Origin of the sequence: Arthrobacter sp. fls2-241-R2A-200, assembly GCF_030209745.1 — a bacterium.
In the GTDB taxonomy this organism is placed as follows: Bacteria; Actinomycetota; Actinomycetes; order Actinomycetales; family Micrococcaceae; genus Arthrobacter.
Map to the genome: position 1 here is coordinate 1 of NZ_JARVRJ010000017.1, position 26,014 is coordinate 26,014.

The window sequence follows — 26,014 nt, forward strand, 5'->3', positions numbered from 1 at the left end:
GCTGCGCACGATGAACCATCACCGCAGCGTTCCACCGCATATACGCCCGGTACCGGCGCTCGAACTCCTCGTTCCCCGGGAACTCAGCCTCCTGATCCACCGGGATCGTGTTCACATAATCAGTGGTCGTCACCATCGGCACACCCACCGACCTCGCACCAGCACGCTGCAACAAACTCCGCATAATGTACTGGGCACGCTCGGTACCCTGCTCCGCGATCAACGCATCAAGGGACTCAATCCACTCAGCAGTCTCTTCCGGATCACGATCAGGCAGCTGGGCAGTCAACCCGCTGAGGATGTCTGAGGTCTCTTCTCCTACAGCCACGTCCAACCTCTCTTCATTGAATGTATGGGCGCTTTTAGTGTGGAGCGCTCAATGGTCTCGCAGTAATCTCGTATTGTGAGAATAAAATTCTGTAATTCGAGATTACGCAGGGCGTTCGACGGCGTCAACATGGTCACTGCCTGCGAAGCGGAAAGCTCACGCGGCAAGCCTCGACAACGAAATGTGACCCGCCCTACAGCGCAAACCTTGTCGGCAAACCTTGACTGCACGTGACCTGAGTCATAGAGTGATTTCACTATTCAATAACTAGTTTCCGCAATGTGGAAACAGTACGAAGTGGAGATCCACGATGCAGACGACTTCATCAGTCGGCGTCTCTGAGACTCCGGACGACAGCACAGGGGCCGCACCCATCCACCGTTCGGTGGGCAACACGGACCTCTGTGCCATTGCTTCCGAAGCCACAGACCGTACCATCAGCCCGAGCCTTTACAACATCGACCTCGCTCCCACTAAGGCCGCAGGCCGCAAATGGACGAGCTACAGCATCTTTACCCTCTGGGCCAATGACGTCCACAGCCTGGGTAACTATGCTTTTGCCATTGGCCTCTTCTCCTTGGGATTGGGAGGTTGGCAGATTCTCGTGGCACTCGGCATTGGTGCCGTGCTGCTCTTTACCCTCCTCACTTTCTCCGGGTTCATGGGACAAAAGACCGGCGTCCCGTTCCCTGTCATGAGCCGCATCAGCTTCGGCATTCGCGGAGCACAAATTGCCAGCCTGGTCCGCGGCGCCGTCGCGGTCGCATGGTTCGGTATCCAGACGTACCTGGCCTCGGTGGTTCTCCGGGTCATGCTCGTCGCAATCTCCCCGGATTTGAAGCATCTGGACAGTAACTCCATCCTCGGCCTGTCCACGTTGGGCTGGTTTGCCTTCGTGGGGCTGTGGATCGTGCAATTGGTCATCGTCAGCTTCGGCATGGAGATGATCCGTAAGTACGAGGCGTTCGCGGGGCCCATTATCCTGGCCACCATGGCCGCAATCGCCGTCTGGGTCCTCATCAACGCCGGCGGCGCTATCCAATGGTCCGGGATCAGAGGCCTGGAAGGCGGCGAAATGTGGCTCACTATTTTCGCCGGCGGCGCACTGTGGGTCTCCATTTATGGCACGTTCGTCCTGAACTTCTGCGATTTCACCCGGTCTTCGGTGACCAGGAAGTCGATCGTCAAGGGGAACTTCTGGGGGATCCCGATCAACATGCTCGTCTTCGGTGCAATCGTCGTGGTCATGGCCGGTGGCCAGTACAAGATCAACGGCACCATCATCCAGAGCCCGTCGGACATTGTTCAGAGCATTCCCAACACCCTGTTGCTGGTCCTGGCCTGCCTGGCACTGCTGATCCTGACCATCGCCGTGAACCTGATGGCGAACTTCGTGGCTCCCGTTTATGCTCTGACCAACCTGTTCCCGCGGCACCTGAACTTCCGCAAGGCGGCTTGGGTCAGTGGAACCATTGGCCTGGTCATCCTCCCGTGGAACCTCTACAACAACCCGATCGTCATCGTGTACTTCCTGGGCGGTCTAGGCGCGTTGCTGGGCCCGTTGTTCGGAGTGGTCATGGCCGACTACTGGCTGGTGCGTCGGGGCAAAGTCAACGTCCCTGAGCTCTACACCGATGATCCACAGGGCGCCTACTTCTATAAGCGTGGCGTCAATCCCAAGGCCATCATCGCGCTGCTTCCGGCAGCAGCCCTGGCGCTGGCCATCGCGTTTGTTCCCGGATTGGCGGGAGCGGCACCGTTCGCCTGGTTCATTGGAGCCGGCGTCGGGGCTCTCACGTACTTCGCCGTCGCGGACAAGAAGCAAATCCACCACGACGTTTCCGGCGAGCCGATCGCCGTCGCCAGCAACCACTGACCCGTCCGATAACCAGCGCGCCGCCCGTCCCGCCCTCACCGGCCGGGGCGGGCGCAGCCATTGAAAGGAAAACCCATGCGCATTCTCGTTGCTAACGTCAACACCACCCAATCGATGACCGATTCCATTGCAGCCCAGGCCCGCGCCGTCGCGGCTCCGGGAACTGAGATCATCGGCATAACCCCCCGCTTCGGCGCCGACTCGTGCGAAGGCAACTTCGAAAGCTACCTTGCAGCCATCGCCGTCATGGACGCGGTGGTGAATTACCCCGAACCGTTCGACGCCGTCATCCAGGCCGGGTACGGCGAGCACGGGCGCGAGGGGCTCCAGGAACTGCTCGACGTGCCCGTGGTGGATATCACCGAGGCCGCGGCCAGCACAGCGATGTTCCTCGGGCACAAGTATTCGGTGGTAACCACCTTGGACCGTGCCGTTCCCTTGATCGAAGACCGGCTGAAATTGGCCGGACTGGATGCCCGCTGCGCTTCTGTGCGGGCAAGCGGCATGGCGGTGCTGGAACTTGAAGAGTTCCCCGAACGCGCCGTCGAGGCGATCGTTGGGCAGGCCGAGGAGGCGGTGACCAAGGACAAGGCTGAGGTTGTGGTTCTTGGCTGCGGTGGCATGGCCGGTCTCGATGAGCAGATCCGCCAGCGGACAGGCGTTCCAGTCGTGGATGGGGTAGCCGCCGCGGTGACCATCGCAGAGTCACTGGTTCGACTCGGGCTGACCACGTCCAAGGTCCGAACCTACGCCACACCGCGGCCTAAGGCTGTCATAGGGTGGCCCATAACAGCGGCCCAGTCAGCACAAGCCGCACGCTAAGTCCGCAGGAGCCAGACGTATGAATCAGCCACGCCCGCCCGCGGCCCCGAGGGTCGCCGTCGTTACCGGAGCCGGTTCGGGTATCGGTAGGGCCGTCGCCCGGCTCATGCTGGCCGCAGGATATCGCGTTGCTTTGGCGGGGCGGCGGGAGGCCCAGCTACTGGAAACGGCAGGGGATCACCCGGACGCGCTTACGGTTCCGTGCGACGTGACCGAGTCCGACGACGTCGAGCGGCTCTTCGACCTTGTCCGCGAACGCTGGGGCCGGGTTGATGTTCTGTTCAACAATGCCGGCGTTTTCGGACCGGCCGGGGACGTGGGGGAGATCGGCCGTGATGAGTGGGAATCCACCCTGCGCGTCAACGTCACGGGGTCCATGCTCTGTGCCGCCGAGGCCGTGCGAACCATGAAGGCCCAGGTGCCCCAAGGTGGGCGCATCATCAACAATGGCTCCATATCTGCCCATTCACCGCGTCCTCGGTCCGTTGCGTACACAGTGACCAAACATGCGATGACGGGGCTGACCAAGAGCATTGAGCTGGACGGGCGTGAATTCGGGATCACCTGCGGGCAGATCGACATCGGCAACACCCGCACGGAGATCATGGACACCATTGGGGTCGGCTCCGGCGCGCTCCAAGCCGATGGCAGCAGGCGCGTGGAGCCGATGTTCCCCGTGGAGGACGCTGCCCGGGCCGTGCTGATGATGGCGGATATGCCGCCGTCGGCGAGTATTGGTTCATTGGTGGTAACCGCCGCCGGCATGCCTTTCGTCGGCCGCGGCTAGCCCGCCCAGCCACCCTCCTGTACCGCCACCACCCACTTTGAAACCCGCCTGCCCGCGGCGCGCCTGAGAAGGAGTGCGTCGCGGGCTTTTTCGGCGTCAAAGTGGGTGGTGGAGGTTCGCGCCCGACCTTCCCGACCAAATACAACTTCCATAATATGGAAACTAGATTTCCCCTTGCGGAATGATGTGAGCCGGATTACATTGAAATCATCCACCGAAAATGTGGGGCTGTTCCCAAACTGATTGGTTCAGATCAATGAAGATCCCAGACCCCGCGGCGCTGAAGGCGAGTTCGGCCCCGCAGAAGAAAAAGCGGCTGTACCAGTCGCTCTTTTTTCAAATCCTGATCGCCGTCGTCGCAGGTGTGCTCATCGGTCATTTTTGGCCGAACATCGGGTCCGCCCTCCGACCACTGGGTGATGGATTCATTCAACTCATCAAAATGATCATCGCCCCGCTGATTTTCCTGGTGATCGTCACCGGAATTTCAGCAGTCGGCGACGTCAAGGCGGTCGGTAGGGTCGGGGTCAAAGCACTCCTGTACTTCACCTGCGCCACCGTTTTCGCCCTTGTCTTCGGACTCATCGTGGGCAACCTGGTTCAACCGGGCGCAGGCCTGAACATTGACCCGTCCACGCTGTCCCAAGATGCCCTGAACGCGAAGACCGGTACCGCAGTTCCCAAGGATGCGGCAGCGTTCATCCTGGATATCATCCCCACCAGCGTCATCGGGGCGTTCGCGAGCAACAGTTTGCTCCAGGTCCTGTTTTTCTCCGTCTTTTTCGGGGCGGCCATCGTAGTCATCGGCCGTGAGCGGTGCCTGCCCGTCATCAGCCTCATGGAAACGCTGCTGGAACTGATCTTCAAGATCATGTCCTGGATCATGAAGGTCGCACCTCTAGGCGCCTTCGGTGCCATGGCCTTCATTATTGGGCAATACGGTGTAGGCACCCTGGGTACCTACGCATTGTTGATTGCTTCCTGCTACGGTGCGGCGCTCATCTTCATCGGCCTGCTGTTCCTAGTGGCGTGGAGCTTCGCCCGAGTGCCGCTATGGCAGTTCCTGAAGTACACCCGCGAAGAATTCCTTTTGGCACTCGGTACGGCCTCCACCGAAGCTGTCATGCCACGCATCATGACCAAGCTGACCAACGCCGGCTGCTCCCGGGCCACCACCGGACTAGTGGTTCCTACCGGCTACTCGTTCAATCTCGACGGCGCCGCGATCTACCTTTCGATCTCGCTGCTCTTTTTGGCCCAGGCATTTGGCCACCACTTGGACCTCGGTCAGCAGTTGGCCGCACTGGGAGTGCTGCTCTTGACCTCCAAGGGCATGGCCGGCGTTCCAGGGTCCTCATTCCTGGCACTCTCAGCCACAGCCGCCGCGCTCGGTATCTTCCCGGTGGCCGGCGTCGCCCTCCTTCTCGGAGCCGATCGGCTCATGGACTCCATGCGGGTGGTGGTGAACCTCCTGGGCAACTGCGTAGCGACGTTCATCGTGGCCAAGTGGGAAGGGCAGTTTGACCGCAGCGTCATGGTCCGCGCTTTCAATGGCGAAATCACCAACGAGGACACCGCGATCATGCTCGGCAAGGAAGACCTGTTTCAGCAGCAAGAGCTTGAACGGCTCAGCAAGGGACAGGAGCCGTCGCCGAAATTCCGCGGGGGTCCGGCCGTGGATGGGGTTCCACAGTTTGAGATGAGCAAACCCCGGCAAACAACCACCCCGAGCAGCTCCGAATAGCCCACACCTTCCTGCAGTTTGATGCCCCCAGGCCATGGTCCGGGGGCATCAGCCCTGTCGGAAACACAGGAAACCGCGCCGAAACGTTCCCCTTACAGCGGCAGTAACTCGGAGAGGTTGGCCCGCAACCCGGAGGCGGCAACCCGCCCGGCCGAAACAGCGTCGGCCCATGAGATCCGGCCGGTTACCAGCGACAGCCAGGTGGCGGCGTCGCACTCAATCACGTTCGGGGGAGTGCCCCGGGTATGGCGCGGGCCCTCCACACACTGCGTTACACCGAATGGCGGTACGCGGACCTCGACCGAGTTCCCGGGTGCACGGGCGGTGACTTCCTCGAGCGAATAGCGCACCGCCGTCGCAATCACAGCCCGCGACGGCGGGGTCCCGGCGTCGGAGGTCGGACCAGCGTCTGTTGAGGGCTCGACGGCGGCTTGCCAGGCTGCCAGCGCCGCTTGGCCCTCGTGGATATCAACGCGGCGACGTGCAACGGCCATCATGAACCTCCCTATCGAGATGAATTGTCGAGACGGATTATCGAGGCGAATTATCGAGAAGAACTAGTCAAGAAGGGCGGAGACGGCGTGGCCCAAGCGGATCCGGCCCACGGCCCGGCCACCGCCGAGCACAGGTTCAACGATCCGTTCGAGGACGCTGGAAACGGCAGCTACGTCCACGGCTCCGCTTGCTGCGAGCAGTGTTAAACCGACAAGGGACGTGGCGCGGACGTTGCCGTCAAGTACCTTGACTGCCACTGCCGCACCCGTTGGCGTCGCAAGGACCAGCACACCCTCGGCTCCGATCTTGGCCAGTACGTCCAGTTCTTCCATGACAATCGTGTTGGACTCACCTCTGCCTTGGACGGCCCAGGGGTAATCGAGCATGGACGTAGCGATGGTGGCAGCACGGGCGTTCGCGGACGGATCGCCGGGCGACTTCGCCAGCCGGGAGAAGCCTCGGGCCAATCCGATCAGGGAGATCGCGGCAACGGGAGCCCCGCAGCCGTCGATCCCCAAATGGGAAATTGGCTCGCCGCAGTATTCCTCAATAACCGAACGCACACGTTGTTGCAAGGGATGGTTGGGCTCCAGGTAGCTGCGGAGGTCCCACCCGTTTTCAGTGCACGCCCAAAGGAACGCCGCGTGCTTACCGGAGCAGTTGAAGGCGAGCTTGGATTGCCCGCGATCGGAGCGAACAAGCCAGCTGCGCGCCGTTTCGTCCTGGGGCCAGGCTGCAGGGCATTGAAGGTGCTCTTCCCGGACGCCGGCCGCTTTCAGCATTCCCTCCACAACATCCATGTGGTCCAGCGAACCCGTGTGGCTTCCGCAGGCGACGGCCACTTGCGCGCCTCTCAGCGGAACCCCGGACTGCATGGAGGCGAGGGCTTGGAAGGGCTTAAGGGTGGAGCGGGCGAAGACGGGGGCGTCGATGTCGCCCAGCCGGGTCACCACGGAGCCATCGCCGGCAATAAGTACCGCGGCACCTACGTGGCGGGACTCGATAAAGCCGCTGCGTTCGATCACTGCAAGTTCGACGGCGGACTCAGCGTTGAACGTTTCGTGCGAACTCATGGGCATGAAGCAAGTCTATTGCTCAGCCGCGGGGTTCCCGGGCCGCACCGCGCGGGCACAGGCATCGCGTGCCCATGAACCTGCCCATCCAGTGACACAGCTTAGGACCCGCGCCCTTCACAAAGTACCCTTGAAGACTGTGAAGGTACTCGTCATTGGCCCAGGCGGCCGCGAACACGCCATTGTCCGCTCTCTGCTTGAAGACCCCAACGTCTCCGAGGTCCACGCGGCGCCCGGCAACGCGGGCATCAGCAAGCTCGTCCCCACGCACGCCATTGATGGGAACAATGCCCAAGCCGTGGCTGCCCTTGCCGGCAAGCTTGGCGTGGACCTGGTTGTGGTTGGCCCGGAAGCCCCACTTGCCGCGGGCGTTTCCGACGCAGTCCGCGAGGCCGGCATTCCGGTGTTCGGCCCCAGCAAGGAGGCCGCCCAGCTCGAAGCCTCCAAGGCTTTCGCCAAGCAGATCATGGCCGAGGCAGGCGTTCCTACCGCGATGGCCCGGGTTGCCACCAACGGCGAGGAAGCAGCCGATGCGCTGGACACTTTCGGTGCTCCCTATGTGGTCAAGGACGACGGCCTGGCGGCAGGGAAGGGTGTGGTGGTCACCAAGGACCGTAACGAAGCCCTCGCCCACGCGCAGACCTGCTTCGACGCCGGCGGAACGGTGGTCATCGAAGAGTTCCTTGACGGCCCCGAAGTGTCCCTGTTCGTCCTCTGCGACGGCCGCACCACGGTCCCGCTGTCCCCGGCGCAGGACTTCAAACGTATCTTCGACAATGATGAAGGCCCCAACACCGGCGGCATGGGGGCATACACGCCCCTTGAATGGGCACCCGAAGGACTCGTCCAAGAGGTCATCGACAGGGTAGCCCAGCCAACCGTGGACGAAATGGCCCGCCGCGGCACACCCTTTGTGGGCGTGCTCTACTGCGGGTTGGCCCTCACTTCGCGGGGCACCCGCGTTATTGAATTCAACGTCCGGTTTGGTGATCCGGAAACGCAAGCCGTCCTCGCCCGCCTCAAGACGCCGCTCGGTACCCTGCTGCTGGCAGCTGCCAAGGGCGAACTCGACACCATCGAAAATCTGCGCTGGTCCGAGGACACTGCGGTCGCCGTCGTCGTTGCTGCCGAAAACTACCCCGACGCTCCCCGCACCGGCGACCGGATCCGCGGCCTGAAGAAGGTCGAAGACTTGGACGGCGTCCACGTGGTTCACGCCGGCACCAAACTGGACGAAGAAGGCAAGGTCGTTTCAGCCGGCGGTCGTGTCCTCGCGGTGGTGGCGCTCGGTTCGGACCTGGTGGAGGCCCGAGAAAGGGCGTACGACGGCGTCGAACTGGTTCAGCTTGAAGGCTCACAGTTCCGTACCGACATCGCAGGTAAGGCCGCCCGCGGCGAAATCCGGGTGCCCCATGCGGCTACCGGCACCATCCCGAAAGTGCAGGCCTGACCATGACCGATTCACTTCCCACAGGCGGCCTTGAAACAGAAGCCCTGCAACTCCCCGGCTGGACCCACGTCTACTCCGGCAAAGTCCGCGACCTGTACGTACCGGCCGAAGAAGCGATAACGGAGAAGTTCGGCCAGGAGTGCGTCCTGGTTGTCGCCAGCGACCGCATCAGTGCTTACGATCACGTCCTGAGCAGCGAGATCCCTGACAAGGGGAGGGTCCTGACTCAACTGAGCCTCTGGTGGTTCGACCAGCTGGAGGTGGAGCACCACGTGCTCGCGTCCACTGTGGAGGCTGGCGTGCCGGCCGCCGTCGAGGGCCGTGCCATGATCTGCAAGAAGCTGGAAATGTTTCCAGTGGAGTGCATCGCCCGTGGCTACCTCACAGGTTCCGGGTTGGCTGAATACAAGGTGTCCCGCACCGTCTGCGACATCCCGCTGCCCGAAGGCCTCGTTGATGGTTCGCGCTTGGAGAAGGCGCTGTTCACCCCGTCCGCCAAGGCCGAAGTCGGCGAGCACGACGAGAACATCACCTATGACGACGTCGTAGCGATGGTGGGGGACGATATCGCCGCCCGCCTCAGCGACCTTACCCTGAAGATCTACACACGTGCCGAGGAGATCGCCCGGGAACGTGGCATCATCTTGGCCGACACCAAAGTGGAATTCGGCATCGACACCGCCACGGGCATCATCACCCTGGGCGACGAGGTGCTCACTCCCGACTCTTCGCGGTTCTGGGACGCTGCGACGTACGCGCCCGGCAAGTCGCAGCCATCCTATGACAAGCAGTATGTCCGTGACTGGCTGACGTCCGCGGAATCCGGCTGGGACAAAGCCTCAGACACTCCTCCTCCTGCCTTGCCGGCCGACGTGGTGGAGCGCACCCGCGCCCGTTACGTGGAGGCCTACGAGAAACTTACGGGGCGCACCTTCGCCTAGCCCGGCCACCCCGCTCGATCAATGGGGTTAGCTGGCTTGGTGTTCCTTGGCGGCGCGGCGCTCGGCGAGGCGGATTTCCAGCACGGCATCCATGGCCTGCTGAACCCTGTCCGATGCGCCCGCCGCGCTGAAGTCGTGCTGGGCCTCTTCCAGGAACCGCAGTGCCTCGGTGGTTTCGCCCGCAGCCTTGAGGGACTTGCCCAGCAGTAGGGAAACTTCACCCGCGGTGTGCCGCGCCAAGACCTTGCGGTCCTCGTAGATCTCCCGGAGCTTCTCGACGGCGGCGGGAATGTCACCGTTCAGGTACAGCCACCGGGCGCGAATGAAGGCGACCTCGAGTTGGTCCGTCTTGTTGCCGCCGACAATGGACAGTGCCAGTTCGGCGCGCTCGATGGCGGACAGCGTCTCCGGCTCCACGATGCCTGAGGACAACCGCACAGCGGCCGACGCCTTGTTGAATCGCGCCCAGAGCTCGATGTCATTGGCGGGGGAGAGGAGTTGGGCCGCACGCTCGTGGTGCTTGACTCCCTCGGAGTAATCGTGGCGCATGAACGCTACATTGCCCACCACCCAGGAGACTTCACCGGCCAGCTGGGTCATTGAATGCTCGTCCATATGCTCGATCATGGCCAAACAATACGTCCATGCTTCATCGAGCTTGCCGCTCTCCGCCAAGGCCCCTATCAGCGCCCTGTGGGCACCGATGATCAGCGTGGATCCTGTGGGTAATTGCTCGCTCAGCTTCACGGCATGGAGGGCATGCTCGACGGCGGTGGCCAGTTGACCTTGTCCGTGGCACACTGCGGCAAGCATCTGCCACGCCCGGACTCCCAGGCCTGCGGACTCGGTAGCCATGGGGTGCTCAAGGAGGTGCTCTACGATCTGCTGGCATTCCTTCAGCTGGCCTTGTTTCATCATGCACTCGGCCTGCATGTACGTCATGTTCCACCAAGCGCTGTTGTTCTTGGCTTCGAGGGCGATTTGGGCGGCCGCTGCGGCGTGGCTCGAGGCGAGCGGGTAGTCCCGTAGGTCCCATGCCTGGCGGGCGTACAGGCCTGCCAGGACGTACTCTGCGTCGCTCATGGAAACGGGCTGGCTCCACGCCTCCAAGGCCTTCGGCGCGAGTTCAAGGCGCCGGGCAAGTTCCTCGATGACCTCTGCTGTGGGTTCACGCCGCCCGGTCTCCAGCAGGGAGATGTAGCTGGGTGAGTACAGGTTCTTGCCCAGTTCCGCCTGCGTCAGTCCGCGTTCGAGCCGTTCGGCACGTAGCTTCTCGCCGAATCCGTTTCCCACGGGGTCCTCCTGCAGGTGTCTTTTCCACCAAATCCTTGACAGTGTCTGTAGACAACATTTTACAATGTATGTCAACAGAGACCGAGTAATGACAGCAGTAAAATCCGACGTGTATTGGGGACATGATGTTCAAGAAAATCGCCGCTTCCGTTGCCCTTGCCGGCGCACTGACACTTTCAGTTGCGGCTCCCGCAGTGGTGTCGGCCGCACCGGCCTCGGGCACGGGCACCGTAAGCGCCATAGGTAACTGGCCGGATCCGATGCGCATCGTGGCGCCTACCAAATCGTCCGGCACCACGTACACGCCGTCGTCCATTGGTAACTGGCCCGACCCCATGTAAGCCATCCGATCCTCTGTAAACCAGAGGCACTGAAAGCCTGAAGAGAAACAAAAGAGGGTCTTCCATTTGGAAGACCCTCTTTTTGTTGGTCGGGATGACAGGATTTGAACCTGCGACCTCTTCGTCCCGAACGAAGCGCGCTACCAAGCTGCGCTACATCCCGATCCGCTGCGAAAGCAACTGTTCAAGGATAGCTGAATCGCTTCCTGATGCGAAATCGACGGGCGGTGGTCGCTGCTCCCAGCGACCAGCCACAGAAACGCTAGACCAATGAGTCTTTCCAGGCCCCGTGCAGTTGCGCAAAGCGTCCCCCACCGCTGATCAGTTCCGCCGGTGAGCCGTCCTCCACGATGCGTCCGTCGTGAACCACGAGGACCCTGTCCGCGGTCTCCACGGTGGAGAGGCGGTGTGCGATGATGATGGCCGTCCGTGCCGAATTCTTGCCGGCCACCCCTTCGAGCAGATTGGCCAGGCCCTGCTGGACCATGCGTTCGGAAGGTATGTCCAAGGACGAGGTCGCCTCGTCCAGGATCAGGACGGCAGGGGCAGCCAGGAAAGCGCGGGCAAATCCGATGAGTTGGCGTTGACCCGAGGAAACGCGACCACCACGCTTATTGACGTCGGTGTCATATCCCTCGGGCAGCCCCGAGATGAATTCGTGCGCACCAACGGCCTTCGCCGCTTTTTCGATGTCTTCGCGGGATGCTTCGGGTCGGCCCAGGGCGATGTTATCGGCGACCGAACCGCTGAAGAGGAATGCCTCCTGTGTAACCATCACCACGGCCCGGCGGAGGTCGGTGGTGGAGAGGTCCCTCAGATCGATGCCGTCCAAGGTGATGGCGCCTGAGGTGACATCGTAAAAGCGGGCAATGAGCTTGGCCAGCGTGGACTTTCCGGCCCCGGTTTGGCCTACCAAGGCCACGGTCTGGCCTGCAGGGATGTGCAGGTCCATGGGGGGAACAACGATTGTCCCGCTTCCGTAGCCGAACTCCACTCCTGCGAAATCGATCTCCCCGCGTGAGCTTTTCAACGGAACAGGATTCTTGGGCGGGCGGACTGTTGGGACCTCTTCAAGGAGTCCTGACACCTTCTCCAGCGCAGCTTGGGCGCTTTGGAAGGAGTTGTAAAACATCGCCATCTGGTCCACCGGCTGGAAGAAACGCTTGGTGGAAAGAATCAGGGCCAACAGGACACCGACCGCGAGCTCGCCGCTGAGCACGCGGAAGCCTCCCATGAGCAGGACGACGGCGACGCAAACGTTTCCGATCAACACCAGGCCCGGTTGGAAGATGCCGTTCAGATTGATGGAGCGGACACTGTTTTTCCGGTATTCCTCAGCCAGTTCGCCGTACTGTGCCGCGTTCTCCTTCTCCTTGCGGAACGCCTTGACGGCGCGGATTCCGGTCATGGTTTCCACAAAGTGCACAATCAACCCCGCCGAGACCACGCGCGATTCACGGTAAGCCACCTGCGAGTGCTTCTGGTACCAGCGGGACAGAAGGAACATCGGTACGCCCGCGGCGAGCATGATGACGCCAGTCCGCCAGTCCAGCGCAAATACGGTGAAGGCCGTAAAGACCATGAACAACAGACCGGAGGCCAAGGAACTCACACCCGAATCCAACAGGTCCCGCAGTGCCTCGAGGTCCGAGGTTTGACGGGCAATGATGCGTCCGGACGTGTACTTCTCATGGAACTCCAAGCTCAACCGCTGGGTGTGCCTAAAGACGCGGACCCGGAGGTCCAGCAGCATGGACTGGCTGAGTTGGGCTGTCGAAGTGACATAGAGGGCCGTCATTGACGCCGTGGCAATGGCGGCCGCGAGGTACAAGACACCGGCAAGCATCAAGGGACCGTTGTTGCCGGCTTTGAGCGTAGGCAGGGCATGGTCGATGCCGAACGCGATCAACGCGGGCCCGGCTACACGGGTGAGTTGGGAGACCACCACCATCACGATCGTCATCCAGAAACGCAACCTGACCGGACGGATCAGCGAGGCAAGCAAGGCGAGGGACCGGCGTCGTACGGCTTTACTGTCTGCTTTGGTGAGGAGCGCGTTGTCCTCGTTGGCCGTTCCAAAGGTTGTGGCACTCACCGGCGGGCCTCCTCGGCTTCTTCGAGCTCGTCCAGTTCGCTATCGAGGTCCTTCGGACCGGAATCGAGGCTTGCGATGACGTAGCGGTAATGATCGTTGCCCGCCAACAGTTCCGTATGGGTTCCGACGGCGGTGATGGTTCCGTTTTCGAGCAAGGCCACACGGTCCGCCAAGGCAACGGTGGAGGGTCGGTGCGCCACGATCAACGTGGTGGTCTCGCGCAGGACGTCGCGCAGGCGGGCTTCAACGCGTTCCTCGGTGTTGACATCGAGGGCGGAGAGCGGATCGTCCAGCACCAAGACCTTTGGCCTGGCGGCGATGGCGCGTGCCAAGGCGATCCTCTGACGCTGGCCACCGGACAGGCTGAGGCCTTCCTCACCAATAAGTGTGTCCACACCGTCAGGCAGGGAATAGGCGAACTGCGCCTGGGCTACATCGAGTGCCTCGTCCAGGGCTGCTTCGCTGGGATCAGGGGCGCCGAGCAGGACGTTGTCCCGCACTGAACTGGAGAACAGTGTGGTGTCCTCGAATGCAACGGAGACGATCCTGCGAAGTTCATGGAGGTCGTAATTCCGGACGTCTATGCCGTCGATGGTCACAGCGCCCTCGGTCACGTCGTAGAGCCGGGGGACGAGTTGGAGCAACGCACTCTTGCCGCTGCCGGTGATCCCCACGAGGGCCATCGTTTCGCCCGGACGGATCTCCAGGGAGACATCGCGCAGGAGCGAACCGCCGTCGTCGAACCCGAATCCGGCCTGCTCAAAGCGCAAGGCGCCCTTGCCGTTTTCCGGGAACACGGGCTCTTCGGGAGAGGTGATCGTGTTCCGGGTATCCATGACTTCGAAGTGCCGGTCCACTGCGGTCTTGGCGGTCAGCGCCATCGCGAGCAAGGTCCCGGAGAACTCCACTGGAGTTGCCACCACGGCGGCCGTGGCGAAAAAGGCCACCAAAGATCCGATGCTCAGCTGCCCGCTGGCGACGAGCAGCACCCCCGTCACCAACCCAAAGCCCAAGGCAAGTTCAGGCAGGAGCGTCACCACCAGGGTGAAACCGGCCTGTTGCTTGGCTTTCATGATCTCCGTCTGCCGGAGCTCCTCGGCTTGGCCGTTGAAATTTTCCAAGGCCTCGCGGCTGCGGCCGAAAGCCTTCAATACCCGGATGCCGTGGACGGACTCTTCCACGGTGGTGGCAAGGTCCCCGGCCTGGTCCTGGCTGAGCCGGGTCACCCGGCTGAAACGGCGCCGGAAGCGGAAGGAGTTGACCATGATCGGCACGGCGGCGGCCAGGAAAATGAGCGCCAATTGCCAGCTCATGGAGAACATCACGCCCACGCCGATGATCACCGTCAAGGTAGTGACAACGAGCATGATCGCTCCGAACGCCATCCAGCGCCGGAGGAAGCTGAGATCGGTCATGGCCCTGGAAAGCAGCTGCCCCGAACCCCAACGATCGTGGAACGCCACCGTGAGCTCCTGAAGATGCCCATACAAAGTGACACGCATCCTGGTCTCCACCGTGGTGGCCGGATTGATCACGAACTGCCGCCGCAGGGCTACCAGTCCAGCCTCCGCCACGCCTAAAGCAAGGATGACGACGGCGGCGGTCCACACCGCGGCCGGGTCACCGCCGCGCTGCAAGGAGTTGTTGACCAGCACCCGGAAAACCTGCGGGATGGTGAGTGCCACAATGCTCGCCAGCAAAGCAGACACCAAGCCCATGAATAGGCGGGGGAGGATGGGCCGTACATGGGGGTACAGGCGGCGGATGGAGTTAAAGAATGACGTTTGCTTGGACATGCCCGCTTCTCAACAGCTGGATCTTCAGATGGTGCGGAGATAGTTTCCCGTAGCAACTACCCTATGCCATGCCCCTGCAGGCCTGTAGCTGGGGGCCTATGTGCGGGGCGTGAGGGTGAGCAGTACCGCTTCCGGCCGGCAGGCGATGCGGACCGGGGAGAAGCGTGAGGTGCCGATTCCGCCGGAGACGTTGACCGGCGTCGTCAGTCCGTTGCTTTCCCAATCGTGGAGGCCTTTGGCACGCCAGGTGGGGAGGTCGCAATTGGAGACCAAAGCGCCGTAGCCGGGGATGCAGATCTGGCCGCCGTGGGTGTGCCCGGCAAGAATCAGGTGGGCTTGGGCTTGCGTGAAATGATCCAGCACGCGCTGGTACGGGGCGTGGACGACGGCGACCCGGACATGCGGACGCGTGTCCTGGTTGGCCGTGCCGCGATGCCAGTCTGCGTACCGTTCCCGCTTCAAATGGGGATCGTCCACCCCGGAGAAATCAAAGCGCAGGCCGTTAAGCGTGATGGACTGGGCACGGTTGGTGAGGTCGATCCAGCCGCCCATCCCAAATGCCGTGCGCAACTTGGGCCAGTCGAGCTTGATCGGCTCTGTTTTCGGCCGGGAAGGTCCGCGGAAATAGCCCGCCGGGTTCTTGAACCTGGGCGCGAAATAGTCGTTGGAGCCCGGAACGAACACGCCGGGAAAGTCCATCAACGGTTCAAGCGCTTGGATCAGCGGATCGATGGCCTGGGTGTGGCTGAGGTTGTCGCCAGTGTTGACCACAAGGTCCGGCTTCAGTTCAGCCAAGGACTGCAACCACCGAGCCTTCTTGTCCTGACCCGGGACGAAATGGATGTCACTGAGGTGCAGGATCCGGAACGGCGCGGAGCCTTCGGGGAGGATAGGCAGCGTCTCGCGCCGGACTTCGAACTGGTCCTTCTCCCACCAGCCGTAAGCTGCCGCCGCTACACCTGCTGCTGCGCCGATGGCGGTGGTTGCGGCAAGACCGCGCCCGAGGGTACGGGCGCGGTCTGCCAACGAGTCAATCATGGACGCCATTAGTCGTGACCGGGCGTTCCGCTGTTGCTCGCACCGCTGCTGTTGGGGGTGCTCGGGCTCCGCTGGGGAGGGGCACTGCCGAGCAGGTTCGACGGCGGCGTGGGGAAGGGGTTGGTTCCGTAGGCGGGAGCAACCGAGAGCATGTAGTTGGTGAACTGCGGACCGGCGATCATGTAACCGTCAATGGACGGGTAGAACTTGCCGTTGACCGTGATGTTCCGTCCTGGCCGCTGCTGGGCATCCAGCGGGTCACCGAACCATGATGCCGTTGCCAGTCCGGACGTGTATCCGACCACCCAAGTTGAGCTGTTCATATCGTTCGTACCGGTCTTCGCTGCCACCGGGAAGTTGTTGTTGGTGTTCAGCGCGGGCCGGATCAGGGAGCCTGAACCATGGTTCAGTACTTCCTGCATTGCGTAGGCAACGCCACGGGCAACCTCAGGCTTGATGGCGTCCTTGCAGGAGGACGACTGGGCAGGCAAGTCCTTCCCCGCTTGGTCCTTGACGGAGGTGATGGCGATGGGTTCACAGTACTTACCGTCAGCTGCAAAGGTCGCGAAGGCGCTGGCCATGGTCAAGGGAGCGGTTTGTGTGGATCCGATGAGGTTACCCAGGGTGGTCATGGAGACCTTGGGATTCGGATCAGTGACGTTTCCAGCTTGGTCCCGCGTCGGCAGGCCGCTGTGCACTCCTGTCGCGTTAACGATGCCCTGGATGCCGCAGAGGTCCAGTTGGGAAGCGGAGGCGAAGGTGGCGGTGTTGATGGAGTTCATGAGGCCGTAGAGGACCGTCATGGGGCGGTAGTAGCCTTCGTCCGAGTTCTGCAGATCGAAGCTCCCCGGTACTGATGAATCGTAGAAACCGTCCTCCGGAGTTGGGCAGGTGTTTCGCCAAGGGAACCCCTGCCGATATTTCCTGACCGACGCGTTGATCGTCGTGGTCATCGATTTGCCCTCATTGAGCCATTCCGCGAATGTGAACGGTTTCATGGTGGAACCCGGCTGGAAGCCGCCAATGCCATTGAGGTCATTGCCCTTGGCGTCCAGGACATCGACGTTGAAGTTCTGGGTCTGGTCGAACTTACCGGGTTGGGGCAGCATCACGGTGTTCTGGGCCATGCTGACAATCTGGCCTGTACCCGGCTGGACGGAGATGATGGAAGCCCCCCACTTGTCAGGGTTCGCGCCGGCCGTGGCGTCAACCTGCTGCTGGGCGACGTTCTGCGCGGTAGGGTCCAGGGTGGTCTTGATAGTCAACCCACCCCGCATGACAGTGTTCTGGCGATCCGTCGGCGTCTGCCCATACGCCGGGTTGTTGAAGAGCAAGTGCAGCACGTAATCACAGAAGTACGGCGCGGTGGAAGCGTATGCACAACCTTGGCGGGCCGGAGTGACCTTGGTGGTGATGGGAGTAGCCACAGCTTGGTCGTACTCGGCCTTGGTGATCTTCTTTTGGTTATACATGGCCGTGAGCACCAGGTCGCGGCGCTGCTTGGACGCGTCCGGGTGGACCACCGGATCAAAGGCTGCCGGGCTGTTCACGAGGCCTGCCAGGAGGGCGGCTTGTGGAAGCGTCAGGTCCTTGGCGCTGGTGCTGAAGAACAGCTTCGATGCGGCTTCGATGCCGTAGGCGTCCCTGTTGAAGAACACAATGTTGAGGTAGCCCTCAAGAATCTGGTCTTTGGTGAATTTCTTCTCCAAAGCGATGGCAAGCTTCATCTCGCGGAGCTTGTCTCCGATGCCTTTGTTGACACCGTTCAGCTTGACGTCGCTGCTCTGGCCGGAGGCGACCAGTGACTCGTTGATCACGTTGTTGACGTACTGCTGCGTGATGGTTGACGCGCCTTGTTTGTTACCTTGAGCGGTGCTCACCAGTGCCCGCAAGATACCGGTGGTGTCGATTCCGCCATGCTCGTAGAACCGGTTGTCTTCGATGGCGATGACCGCATCTTTGACATACGGGCTCATCTGGTTCAAGGGGATCTTGGTCCGGTTCTCCTCATAGATGGACGCGATCGGGGAGCCGTCCTTCGCCAGAATCGTGGTGTTCTGGCTGGGCGGATCTACCTGGAGTTCGGCCGGGAGGGTATCAAAGAACTGGATGGAACCACTTGCGGCACTGCCGGAGACGGCCGCGGCGGGGACCAAAAGGCCGGCCACCAGGACGCCACAAATCGCACTCACGCCAAGGAAGCCTAGAATCTTTCCGAGGGTGGTGGCAGTGTCGAAAAACGGGTTCGTGCGAGTCGCCATGTTTTCCACTTTACCGGCAAGGGCTAGGCTTTCTGTCATGACCAAATGGGAGTACGCCACGATTCCGCTCATTATCCACGCCACGAAACAGATCCTGGATCAGTGGGGTGAGGACGGCTGGGAGCTTGTCCAGGTCGTCGGCGGCCCCGATGGCAAAGGCCTTGTCGCATACCTGAAGAGGGAGAAGCAGTAATCATGACAACCCCCGCAGAAACCACATCTCCCGCGGATTCGGGCGCCCCTGCCTCGGCCGTGGAGCAGCGCCTTGCAGAGCTCGGCCTGACCCTCCCCGAGGTCGCCGCACCAGTCGCCGACTACGTTCCCGCCGTCGTGTCCGGTAACTACGTCTACACCTCCGGGCAGCTGCCGTTTATTAACGGCAAACTCGAAGCTACCGGCAAGGTCTCCGTTGGCCAGTTGGGTACCTCGGATGAACCGACTGTGGATCCGGAAGAGGCCAAGCGCTACGCCGCCGTCTGTGCCATCAACGCCCTGGCAGCGGTCAAGAGCGTCATCGGTGACCTCGACCGCATCACCAGAATCGTCAAGGTGGTGGGCTTCGTGTCTTCAGAACCCACGTTCACTGGCCAGCCCGGAGTCATCAACGGTGCATCCGAGCTTCTCGGCCAGGTTTTGGGCGACGCCGGCAAGCACGCACGTTCCGCCGTCGGCGTGTCCGTCCTCCCCCTCGACTCTCCTGTTGAGGTCGAACTCATTGCTGAATTCAGCTAAGGAACCGGTTCACCCAATTGCCTCAGCTTTCCCGCCGTCTGTTTGCACTTCCTCCTCACCTCGAAGGGGCAGCACGGAACTGGCTTGATTTGGGCGAGCGGACCCCCAGGGCCGCCCGCTATGCATCGTCCGTGGTCCTTCTTCGGGATTCCCCGACCGGTTTGGAGACCTGGCTCGGGTACCGGCCAGGCTCCTCCCCGTTGGGAGTTATCTCGTTTCCGGGCGGGTCCCTGGAGCCGTCCGATGACAATGCCGTCGGCTGGCTGGGGCCCTCGCCCCAGCATTGGGCCGAGGTATTGGGAACGGACGACGTCGGACTGGCTCGCCGCCACGTCGTAGGCGCTATCCGGGAGCTCTTTGAGGAAACCGGCGTGCTGCTGGCCGGTCCTGATGCCTCATCCACAGTGGAGGCCAACTCCACCGTGGAGTGGATGAAAGCCCGTGAAGCCGTCGCGGCTCAGGAGAAATCGTTCACCGACATCCTGACCAAGCGCGGACTGTCGTTGCGCACGGACCTCCTGAAATCCTTGGTGAACTGGGTCAGCCCTGACTTTGCGCATACCCGGTTCAACACGCGCTACTTCGCGGCTACTGTTCCCGTGAATCAGCAGCCGAGCATCCTAGCGAGCAAGGGTGTGTGGGGGCGTTGGGTGTGCGTGGCCGATGCCATCGCACTGCGGGACACCACGGCCTTGGGCGACGAAGTGAACCAGGAAAACACCGTGGGGCTCACGCTGGGACAGTTGTTGGTGCCCGGGTCCGAAATCATGCTGGAGAAAATGGCGGCCGCCAATGGTTGCATCGCTTACCTCAGTTACAAGCGGAAAGCCCACGTTTACCAATCCCGTCTCGTCAATGAGGACGGCGAACTGATGCTTGAGGTTGCCGCTGCCCGGACCGTTGCCGGTGAACCGCAGCGCGAACGCTAAACACTCAACAAAAAGAGCCGCCCCGTTCCCTGGATTACAGGGAACGGGGCGGCTCTTTTTGTTGAGCTTTGGTTATCGCGAACGCTGGCGGAGGCGCTGCATGTCCAGGATGACCACGGCGCGGGCTTCCAGCCGGAGCCATCCGCGCTGGACGAATTCGGCCAGGGCTTTGTTGACGGTTTCGCGGGAAGCGCCCACCAGTTGGGCCAGTTCTTCCTGGGTCAGCTCATGGGCGACCAGCACGCCGTCGGTAGCCGGGCGGCCAAAGCGATCCGCCAAGTCCAGGAGGGCCTTGGCAACGCGGCCCGGAACGTCTGAGAAGACGAGGTCCGATAGCGAGTCGTTCGTGCGGCGGAGACGGCGGGCGAGGGCCTGCAGCAGCTGGGCGGAAACCTCCGGACGGGTCCGGAGCAAAGCGTTGAGGCTCTCATTCTTGAGGCCAGCCAGGCGGGTTTCCGAAACGGCGGTAGCCGTGGCAGTGCGCGGGCTGGGGTCGAACAGTGCCATCTCGCCGAAGAGCTCGCCCGGGCCGAGGATGGCAAGCAGGGATTCGCGGCCGTCCGGGGAGGTGCGGCCGAGCTTCACCTTTCCGGAAACGATGAAGTAGAGCTGGTCACCCTGGTCGCCTTCGCGGAACACCGAGGCTCCACGTGAAAGGTCCACCTCTGTGAGTTCGTCCGTCAGCAGGCGGAATGCGTCGTCGTCAAGGGTGGCGAAGAGGGGTGCGCGGCGCAGTACCTCGATGTCCATGAAGTCTCCTGAGTATAAGTTTCGGTCGTGGCGCTCCAGCCATTGTTTCAGAATTTTTGGGCTTCTGTGACGTAGTTGGCATGCGAAACGCTGAAACGGCGCGGGTTCCGGGCGTTCAACACCGTATCAGCATGCTGAAACAGCAAGCTGAAATCACCGCAGGCTGAACTGCGGGAGCTACGAATCACCGGCTGTCGGCGAGCCTTCCTGGCGGTTGCTTGTCAGGGTGCCCAACTACAATTGGCGCAAGGCGGCATAGAGGAGCATTGGTGTTTGGCTTGACGATATTGGATTTGGCTCTGATCTTGATGCTGCTGTCCTACCTGATTTACGGGCTGCGCAATGGCTTCGTTGTCACCTTGGGCGGAATTGCAGGCTTCGTGGTGGGTGCCATTGCGGCCTTCGTCGCAGTTCCGCTCGTCAGCGGCTGGGTGACCGACAGCGGCTGGAGGCTTGCCGCCACGGTGGGGGCCGCCGTCGTGCTGATCGCTTTGGGCCATGGCTTGGGCACCATGATCGGCCGCAGAGTCCGCCATGCCGTGCGGATCAAGCCCCTGCACACGGTGGACCGGTTGATCGGTGGCGTGGTCAGCGTGGTGGTTGCGGCGTTGGTGATGTCCATGCTCGCTTTCAGCATCAGTTCGCTGGGTGTTCCGTTCGTGTCACAGCAACTGGCTGAATCGCGGGTGATCCGCTACATCGATTCGGTGACGCCCACCCCGGTCAAGAGCACCATGGCGCAATTGCGCTCGACGGTCATCGGCGATGGCATACCCCAGCTCTTTGAGGGCATCAGCCCCTCAGCTCCCGTCCAAGTGCCCAATGAATCCACCGACACCCCCGCGCTGAACCAGGCCGCAAAGTCGGTCCTCAAAATCACGGGGACGGCGTTCGAATGCGGCCAGAACCAGACTGGATCCGGATTCGTTGTTTCCCCCGGGCGCGTCGTCACCAACGCGCACGTCGTGGCGGGCGTGTCGCAGCCGGTTGTTGAGATTCCCGACGGCGGTGCGTTGCCGGGCAGCGTGGTGTATTTCGATCCGCAGCGCGACCTCGCAGTCCTTGCAGTGAACGGGCTGGCCTCATCTCCACTGCCCCTGAGTTCTGACTTGCCGGACGGCAGCAACGCGGCCTTCGCCGGCTATCCGCACGGTGGTCCGTTTCAATCAAAACCGGCCACCGTCCAAGGAATCTCACCAGTCCTGGTCCCCGATATCTACGGAAACAACCCGTCGTTGGAGTCCGTCTACAAGCTGGCGGGCGATGTCCAGCCGGGTAACTCGGGTGGCCCCCTCCTGACAGCCCAAGGCCAAGTGGCAGGTTTGGTTTTTGCCAAGACCACGACCAACGCAGCCCTGGGTTTCGCGCTGACGATGTCTGACCTGGAACCGGTTGCGGAAAAGGCGGCCGGGCTCAGCAGCCCGGTATCGGCCGGCCAGTGCACCCGGAAGTAAATTCCCCGCACCCGGAAGTAAGTTCCTGCACCGTATAGATTGGGAGTCATGACTGAAGCCACCCCCGCCACTGAAGCCGGTCGCGGTACCATCCTCGTGATCAACGGACCCAACCTGAACCTTCTCGGCAACCGCGAGCCCGAGAAGTACGGCACCTCCACCTTGGCCGACGTCGAGCAGCTTGCCATGGCGGCCGCCGCTTCCCATGGGTTCACCGTGGATTGCGTTCAGTCCAACCATGAAGGTGACCTTCTGGACGCCATCCACGCGGCGCGGGGGACCGCCGTCGGAATCGTGATCAACGCCGGGGCCTTCACCCACACCTCGGTGGCGCTGCGTGATGCGCTGGCGGCAGTGCAGTTGCCCGCCGTCGAGGTCCACATCACCAACGTGCACCAGCGCGAAGAGTTCCGCCACCATTCCTACTTGTCGGGGGTCTGCAGCGCGATCATCGTCGGAGCAGGCGTGCTGGGATATAAGCTCGCCATCGATTACCTGGCGGAAACGGCCTGACGCCCGTCTGGCGGCGACGGCTTTCCCGCGATCGTCAGCTTGGCAACATTCTCAGCCAGCACCCGCCGGGCGTCCTCGCCAAGCAATGAATCCGTGATGAGCTCGTCTGCCTCCTCCAGCTGCGCGATCGAAGCAATGCCGGTCACGCCCCACTTGCTGTGGTCGGCCAGGACGATGGTGCTCCGGGCGGAGGCCATGAAGGCGCGATCGGTTTCAGCCTCCAAGAGGTTCGGGGTGGTGAAACCGGCCTGGGTGTCCACGCCGTGAACCCCCAAGAATAAGGCGTCCAAATGGAGCTGCTTCAACGCGGACGTCGCAATAGGTCCAACCAACGCATCCGACGGCGTTCGCTCACCGCCGATCAGGATGACCGTGGATCCGAAACGGCCAGCGCCCGACGACGCGCCGTGGTGGAAGAGATCGGCGATCCGCACGGAGTTGGTTACCACCGTGATGCGTGGACCGTGGACCAGTTCCTTGGCCAGGGCCCATGTGGTGGTGCCGGCGCCCAAGCCAATAGCCATGCCTTCCTGCACTATCCGAGCGGCCTCAACGGCGATCGCGTGCTTTTCCTCGGTCAGCTGAGTCGACTTGAGCTCGAAGCCGGGCTCGTGGGTGCTCGAATCGCCAGGCAGCTTGGCACCACCGTGGATGCGCTCCACACGCCCGGAGTCCTCCAAGGCCTCGATGTCCCGGCGCACCGTCATGGCGGAGACACCCAGCATCAGCGCCAAGTCCGAGACCCGGACCACGCGTTCGCGTTGGACGGCGTCGATGATGGCCGAATGGCGGGCTGCTTGGAGCATCGGGTCCTTTCTGGACAGTTCGTCAGACACTTGCTTGACTCTGGCATCAGTCTAGGACCGAACGCACGACGACGCCGCCCACCACGGGTGGCGAGCGGCGTCGTCGTCGAACGTTCTTGGCTTGGCGGAAAGCGCCGGACGCTACTTACGGAGCGATTCGGCAATCTGGGCCATGATGCCGGGGTCGGCCAAAGTGGTGGCGTCGCCGGTGTCGCGGCCTTCTGCGATGTCCTTGAGGAGGCGTCGGACGATCTTTCCGGAGCGTGTTTTAGGCAGTTCGGGCACGATCAGCAATTGCTTGGGCTTGGCGATCGGGCCGATTTCCTTGCCCACGTGGTTGCGCAGTTCCAGGACGGTTTCGTCGCCGTTGTTCACGGCGTCACCGCGGAGGATGACGAAGGCGACGATGGCCTGCCCGGTGGTGTCGTCGGCGGCGCCCACCACCGCTGCTTCAGCGACGGACGGGTGCGAGACCAGCGCGGATTCGATTTCGGTGGTGGAGAGGCGGTGCCCGGAGACGTTCATGACGTCATCCACCCGCCCCAGCAGCCAGACGTCGCCGTCGTCGTCCTTCTTGGCCCCGTCACCTGCGAAGTACATGGCCTCGAAGCGGGACCAGTAGGTGTCCTTGAAGCGCTCGGGGTCGCCCCAAATACCGCGGAGCATGGAGGGCCACGGTTCGCGGACCACCAGGTAGCCGCCTTCACCGTTGGCCACCGACTCGCCGGCTTCGTCCACCACGTCCACGGCGATTCCGGGCAGCGGCACCTGCGCGGAGCCGGGCTTGGTGGCCGTGATGCCGGGCAGCGGCGCGATCATTTGTGCGCCCGTTTCGGTCTGCCACCAGGTGTCCACGATCGGGGCAGGGTTTTCCTTGCGTTCGCCGTTCTTGCCGGCGTTGCCGCCGATGACCTCGCGGTACCACATCCACGCCTCAGGGTTGATGGGTTCGCCCACGGACCCCAGCACGCGGATGGAAGAGAGATCGTACTTGGCGGGGATTTCCCGGCCCCACTTCATGAACGTCCGGATCGCGGTGGGGGCGGTGTAGAGGATGGAAACCTTGTACTTCTCCACGATTTCCCACCAGCGGCCCTGGTGCGGGGAGTCCGGGGTTCCCTCGTACATGACTTGGGTGGCGCCGTTGATGAGCGGTGCGTAGGTGACGTAGGAATGCCCGGTGACCCAGCCGACGTCGGCCGTGCACCAGTACACGTCCGTTTCCGGGTGGAGGTCGAACACCGCCTTGTGGGTGAATGCGGTCTGGGTGAGGTAGCCGCCGGTGGTGTGCAGGATGCCCTTGGGCTTGCCGGTGGTGCCGGAGGTGTAGAGGATGAAGAGCGGGTGCTCGGAATCGTGCCCGACGGCGGTGTGCTCGCTTGATGCGTTGCCCACAGTGTCGTCCCACCACAGGTCCCGGCCTTCCACCCAGTTGACGTCCTCGCCGTTGCGCTTGACCACCACGACGTGGTTCACAGAGTGTTCGCCGGTGCTTTCCATGGAGGACAACGCCTCGTCCACGGCCGGCTTCAGGGCGCTGGGCTTGCCGCGGCGGTATGTGCCGTCCGCGGTGACTACGAGTTTGGCTTCGGCGTCCTCGATGCGGGAACGCAGTGCGTCCGCGGAGAAACCGCCGAACACCACTGAGTGCACAGCGCCGATCCTGGCGCAGGCAAGCAGGGTGATGACTGCTTCGGGAATCATCGGCAGGTACACGGCCACGCGGTCGCCCTTTGCGACTCCGAGGGTTTCGAAGGCGTTGGCGGCCTTCTTTACTTCTTCGGTGAGCTGCGCGTATGTGTACGTGCGGGTATCGCCGGGTTCGCCCTCAAAGTAGATCGCTACCCGGTCACCGAGGCCGTTCTCGACGTGACGGTCCAGCGCGTTGTAGGCCGCGTTAACCTCACCACCGACGAACCACTTGGCAAAGGGCGGGTTGGACCAATCCAGGGTTTCAGTGAAGTCCTTGTCCCAGCTCAGCAGCTCGCGGGCCTGCTTGGCCCAAAACGCGGGACGGTCGGCGTCTGCTTCTGCGTAAATCCCGGCCGAGACCACCGCATTCGCTGCGAACTCAGCCGATGGCGCGAAGTGGCGGTTTTCGTGGAGGAGGTTTTCGAAGGCATCGACGTGGGGGGCTTGGCCTTGAGCGGTGGAAGCTGCAGCGGTGGCCGTGGATCCGGTGGTGTCCTGAGACATGGTGAACCTCATCATTCATCGATCTTTGCTGCCACGGACGCTGCCCTGCGCCCGCACCCGGGCCGGCGTCCGGCGTCGTGCGGTCAGAGGACGTTCCGTAGTGCTCTGTCCGTCATCAACACTATCGCTTTGGGGGACATCGCACGTGTGCGTCGTCACAAAGGCGGGCGGAGTCGCAGTGTCCTTCCGCGAAGCCGGTCTGTGCGCCAGCTTGGAGTTTGCTGTGGGCGAGGCCATCGGAGGGGTTTGCGCTGGAACAGTGTCTGAGGGGTGGCATAGGCTGAAGTGGTCTTG

23 protein-coding genes and 1 tRNA gene are annotated in these 26,014 nt (G+C 62.3%); 12 read left to right on the forward strand and 12 right to left on the reverse strand.

The features are described 5' to 3' along the window. On the reverse strand, positions 1-328 hold a 328-nt coding region (locus QRN42_RS15765; RefSeq protein ID WP_502869520.1), incomplete at its 3' end, for a pyruvate dehydrogenase E1 component-related protein. 310 nt (positions 329-638) lie between these two features. Between QRN42_RS15765 and QRN42_RS15770 the strand changes: the two genes are divergently transcribed. From QRN42_RS15770 to QRN42_RS15785, 4 genes are all read left to right on the forward strand, one after another. After that, entirely contained in the window at positions 639-2,204 is a 1,566-nt protein-coding gene (locus QRN42_RS15770) for an NCS1 family nucleobase:cation symporter-1 (RefSeq protein WP_284980094.1), read from the forward strand. Positions 2,205-2,279: 75 nt separating this feature from the next. Further along, a complete protein-coding gene (locus tag QRN42_RS15775) occupies positions 2,280-3,026 on the forward strand; it encodes an aspartate/glutamate racemase family protein (protein WP_284980095.1) in 747 nt (248 codons plus the stop codon). A gap of 19 nt (positions 3,027-3,045) precedes the next feature. Further along, complete coding sequence (locus tag QRN42_RS15780; protein WP_284980096.1) at positions 3,046-3,813, forward strand: SDR family oxidoreductase; 768 nt, start codon at positions 3,046-3,048, stop codon at positions 3,811-3,813. Between the two features lie 256 nt (positions 3,814-4,069). Further along, positions 4,070-5,557, forward strand: a complete 1,488-nt coding sequence (locus tag QRN42_RS15785) for a cation:dicarboxylate symporter family transporter (RefSeq protein ID WP_284975589.1) — start codon at positions 4,070-4,072, stop codon at positions 5,555-5,557. 92 nt (positions 5,558-5,649) lie between these two features. Here QRN42_RS15785 and QRN42_RS15790 read toward each other — a convergent pair whose 3' ends face one another. Together QRN42_RS15790 and QRN42_RS15795 are read right to left on the reverse strand one after the other, a co-directional pair. Then, complete coding sequence (locus tag QRN42_RS15790; RefSeq protein WP_284980300.1) at positions 5,650-6,051, reverse strand: sterol carrier family protein; 402 nt, start codon at positions 6,049-6,051, stop codon at positions 5,650-5,652. 63 nt (positions 6,052-6,114) lie between these two features. Continuing rightward, positions 6,115-7,131 carry an asparaginase gene (locus QRN42_RS15795; protein ID WP_284980097.1) on the reverse strand — a complete coding sequence of 339 codons (1,017 nt, stop codon included), beginning with the start codon at positions 7,129-7,131 and terminating at the stop codon, positions 6,115-6,117. A gap of 133 nt (positions 7,132-7,264) precedes the next feature. Between QRN42_RS15795 and purD the strand changes: the two genes are divergently transcribed. Continuing rightward, positions 7,265-8,575 carry a phosphoribosylamine--glycine ligase gene (purD, locus tag QRN42_RS15800; protein ID WP_284980301.1) on the forward strand — a complete coding sequence of 437 codons (1,311 nt, stop codon included), beginning with the start codon at positions 7,265-7,267 and terminating at the stop codon, positions 8,573-8,575. Between the two features lie 2 nt (positions 8,576-8,577). Continuing rightward, on the forward strand, positions 8,578-9,516 hold the full coding sequence (locus QRN42_RS15805) for a phosphoribosylaminoimidazolesuccinocarboxamide synthase (protein WP_284980098.1): 939 nt from the start codon (positions 8,578-8,580) through the stop codon (positions 9,514-9,516). A gap of 27 nt (positions 9,517-9,543) precedes the next feature. Here QRN42_RS15805 and QRN42_RS15810 read toward each other — a convergent pair whose 3' ends face one another. Then, a complete protein-coding gene (locus QRN42_RS15810) occupies positions 9,544-10,809 on the reverse strand; it encodes a helix-turn-helix domain-containing protein (protein ID WP_284980099.1) in 1,266 nt (421 codons plus the stop codon). 122 nt (positions 10,810-10,931) lie between these two features. On the opposite strand from QRN42_RS15810, the gene QRN42_RS15815 reads away from it, so the two are divergent. Continuing rightward, complete coding sequence (locus QRN42_RS15815) at positions 10,932-11,150, forward strand: hypothetical protein (protein WP_502868775.1); 219 nt, start codon at positions 10,932-10,934, stop codon at positions 11,148-11,150. 86 nt (positions 11,151-11,236) lie between these two features. Here the strand turns inward: QRN42_RS15815 and QRN42_RS15820 are convergent. The 5 genes from QRN42_RS15820 to QRN42_RS15840 form a co-directional block, all read right to left on the reverse strand. Then, positions 11,237-11,313 (reverse strand) — tRNA-Pro (locus tag QRN42_RS15820). 99 nt (positions 11,314-11,412) lie between these two features. Beyond that, the gene (locus QRN42_RS15825; RefSeq protein WP_284980100.1) at positions 11,413-13,245 is read right to left on the reverse strand and encodes an ABC transporter ATP-binding protein; all 1,833 of its coding nucleotides are present in this window, start codon (positions 13,243-13,245) and stop codon (positions 11,413-11,415) included. Further along, a complete protein-coding gene (locus QRN42_RS15830; protein WP_284980101.1) occupies positions 13,242-15,041 on the reverse strand; it encodes an ABC transporter ATP-binding protein in 1,800 nt (599 codons plus the stop codon). Before QRN42_RS15830 ends, QRN42_RS15825 begins: the two co-directional genes overlap by 4 nt. 96 nt (positions 15,042-15,137) lie before the next feature. Then, the gene (locus tag QRN42_RS15835) at positions 15,138-16,079 is read right to left on the reverse strand and encodes a metallophosphoesterase (RefSeq protein WP_284980102.1); all 942 of its coding nucleotides are present in this window, start codon (positions 16,077-16,079) and stop codon (positions 15,138-15,140) included. Positions 16,080-16,087: 8 nt separating this feature from the next. Continuing rightward, a complete protein-coding gene (locus QRN42_RS15840) occupies positions 16,088-18,340 on the reverse strand; it encodes a transglycosylase domain-containing protein (protein ID WP_284980103.1) in 2,253 nt (750 codons plus the stop codon). A gap of 37 nt (positions 18,341-18,377) precedes the next feature. On the opposite strand from QRN42_RS15840, the gene sp36 reads away from it, so the two are divergent. Genes sp36 through QRN42_RS15855 form a run of 3 tightly spaced genes read left to right on the forward strand, consistent with a single transcriptional unit; the run spans position 18,378 to position 20,001 of the window. After that, positions 18,378-18,533: a Sp36 family protein gene (gene sp36, locus QRN42_RS15845; RefSeq protein WP_011775990.1), complete on the forward strand. Its 156-nt coding sequence runs from the start codon at positions 18,378-18,380 to the stop codon at positions 18,531-18,533. Between the two features lie 2 nt (positions 18,534-18,535). After that, positions 18,536-19,072 carry a RidA family protein gene (locus QRN42_RS15850; RefSeq protein ID WP_284980104.1) on the forward strand — a complete coding sequence of 179 codons (537 nt, stop codon included), beginning with the start codon at positions 18,536-18,538 and terminating at the stop codon, positions 19,070-19,072. A 17-nt stretch (positions 19,073-19,089) separates the two neighbouring features. After that, on the forward strand, positions 19,090-20,001 hold the full coding sequence (locus QRN42_RS15855) for an NUDIX hydrolase (RefSeq protein WP_284980105.1): 912 nt from the start codon (positions 19,090-19,092) through the stop codon (positions 19,999-20,001). Positions 20,002-20,073: 72 nt separating this feature from the next. Here QRN42_RS15855 and QRN42_RS15860 read toward each other — a convergent pair whose 3' ends face one another. Then, entirely contained in the window at positions 20,074-20,751 is a 678-nt protein-coding gene (locus QRN42_RS15860; RefSeq protein ID WP_011775987.1) for a Crp/Fnr family transcriptional regulator, read from the reverse strand. 269 nt (positions 20,752-21,020) lie between these two features. Between QRN42_RS15860 and QRN42_RS15865 the strand changes: the two genes are divergently transcribed. Beyond that, on the forward strand, positions 21,021-22,205 hold the full coding sequence (locus QRN42_RS15865; protein ID WP_284975579.1) for a MarP family serine protease: 1,185 nt from the start codon (positions 21,021-21,023) through the stop codon (positions 22,203-22,205). Between the two features lie 48 nt (positions 22,206-22,253). Further along, positions 22,254-22,718, forward strand: a complete 465-nt coding sequence (aroQ, locus tag QRN42_RS15870; RefSeq protein WP_284980106.1) for a type II 3-dehydroquinate dehydratase — start codon at positions 22,254-22,256, stop codon at positions 22,716-22,718. Here aroQ and QRN42_RS15875 read toward each other — a convergent pair. After that, positions 22,697-23,524 (reverse strand): DeoR/GlpR family DNA-binding transcription regulator, encoded by an 828-nt coding sequence (locus tag QRN42_RS15875; RefSeq protein WP_284980302.1) that lies wholly within the window; start codon positions 23,522-23,524, stop codon positions 22,697-22,699. The genes aroQ and QRN42_RS15875 overlap by 22 nt on opposite strands. Positions 23,525-23,665: 141 nt before the next feature. Then, a complete protein-coding gene (gene acs, locus QRN42_RS15880) occupies positions 23,666-25,720 on the reverse strand; it encodes an acetate--CoA ligase (RefSeq protein ID WP_284980107.1) in 2,055 nt (684 codons plus the stop codon). Positions 25,721-26,014: the final 294 nt, after the last annotated feature.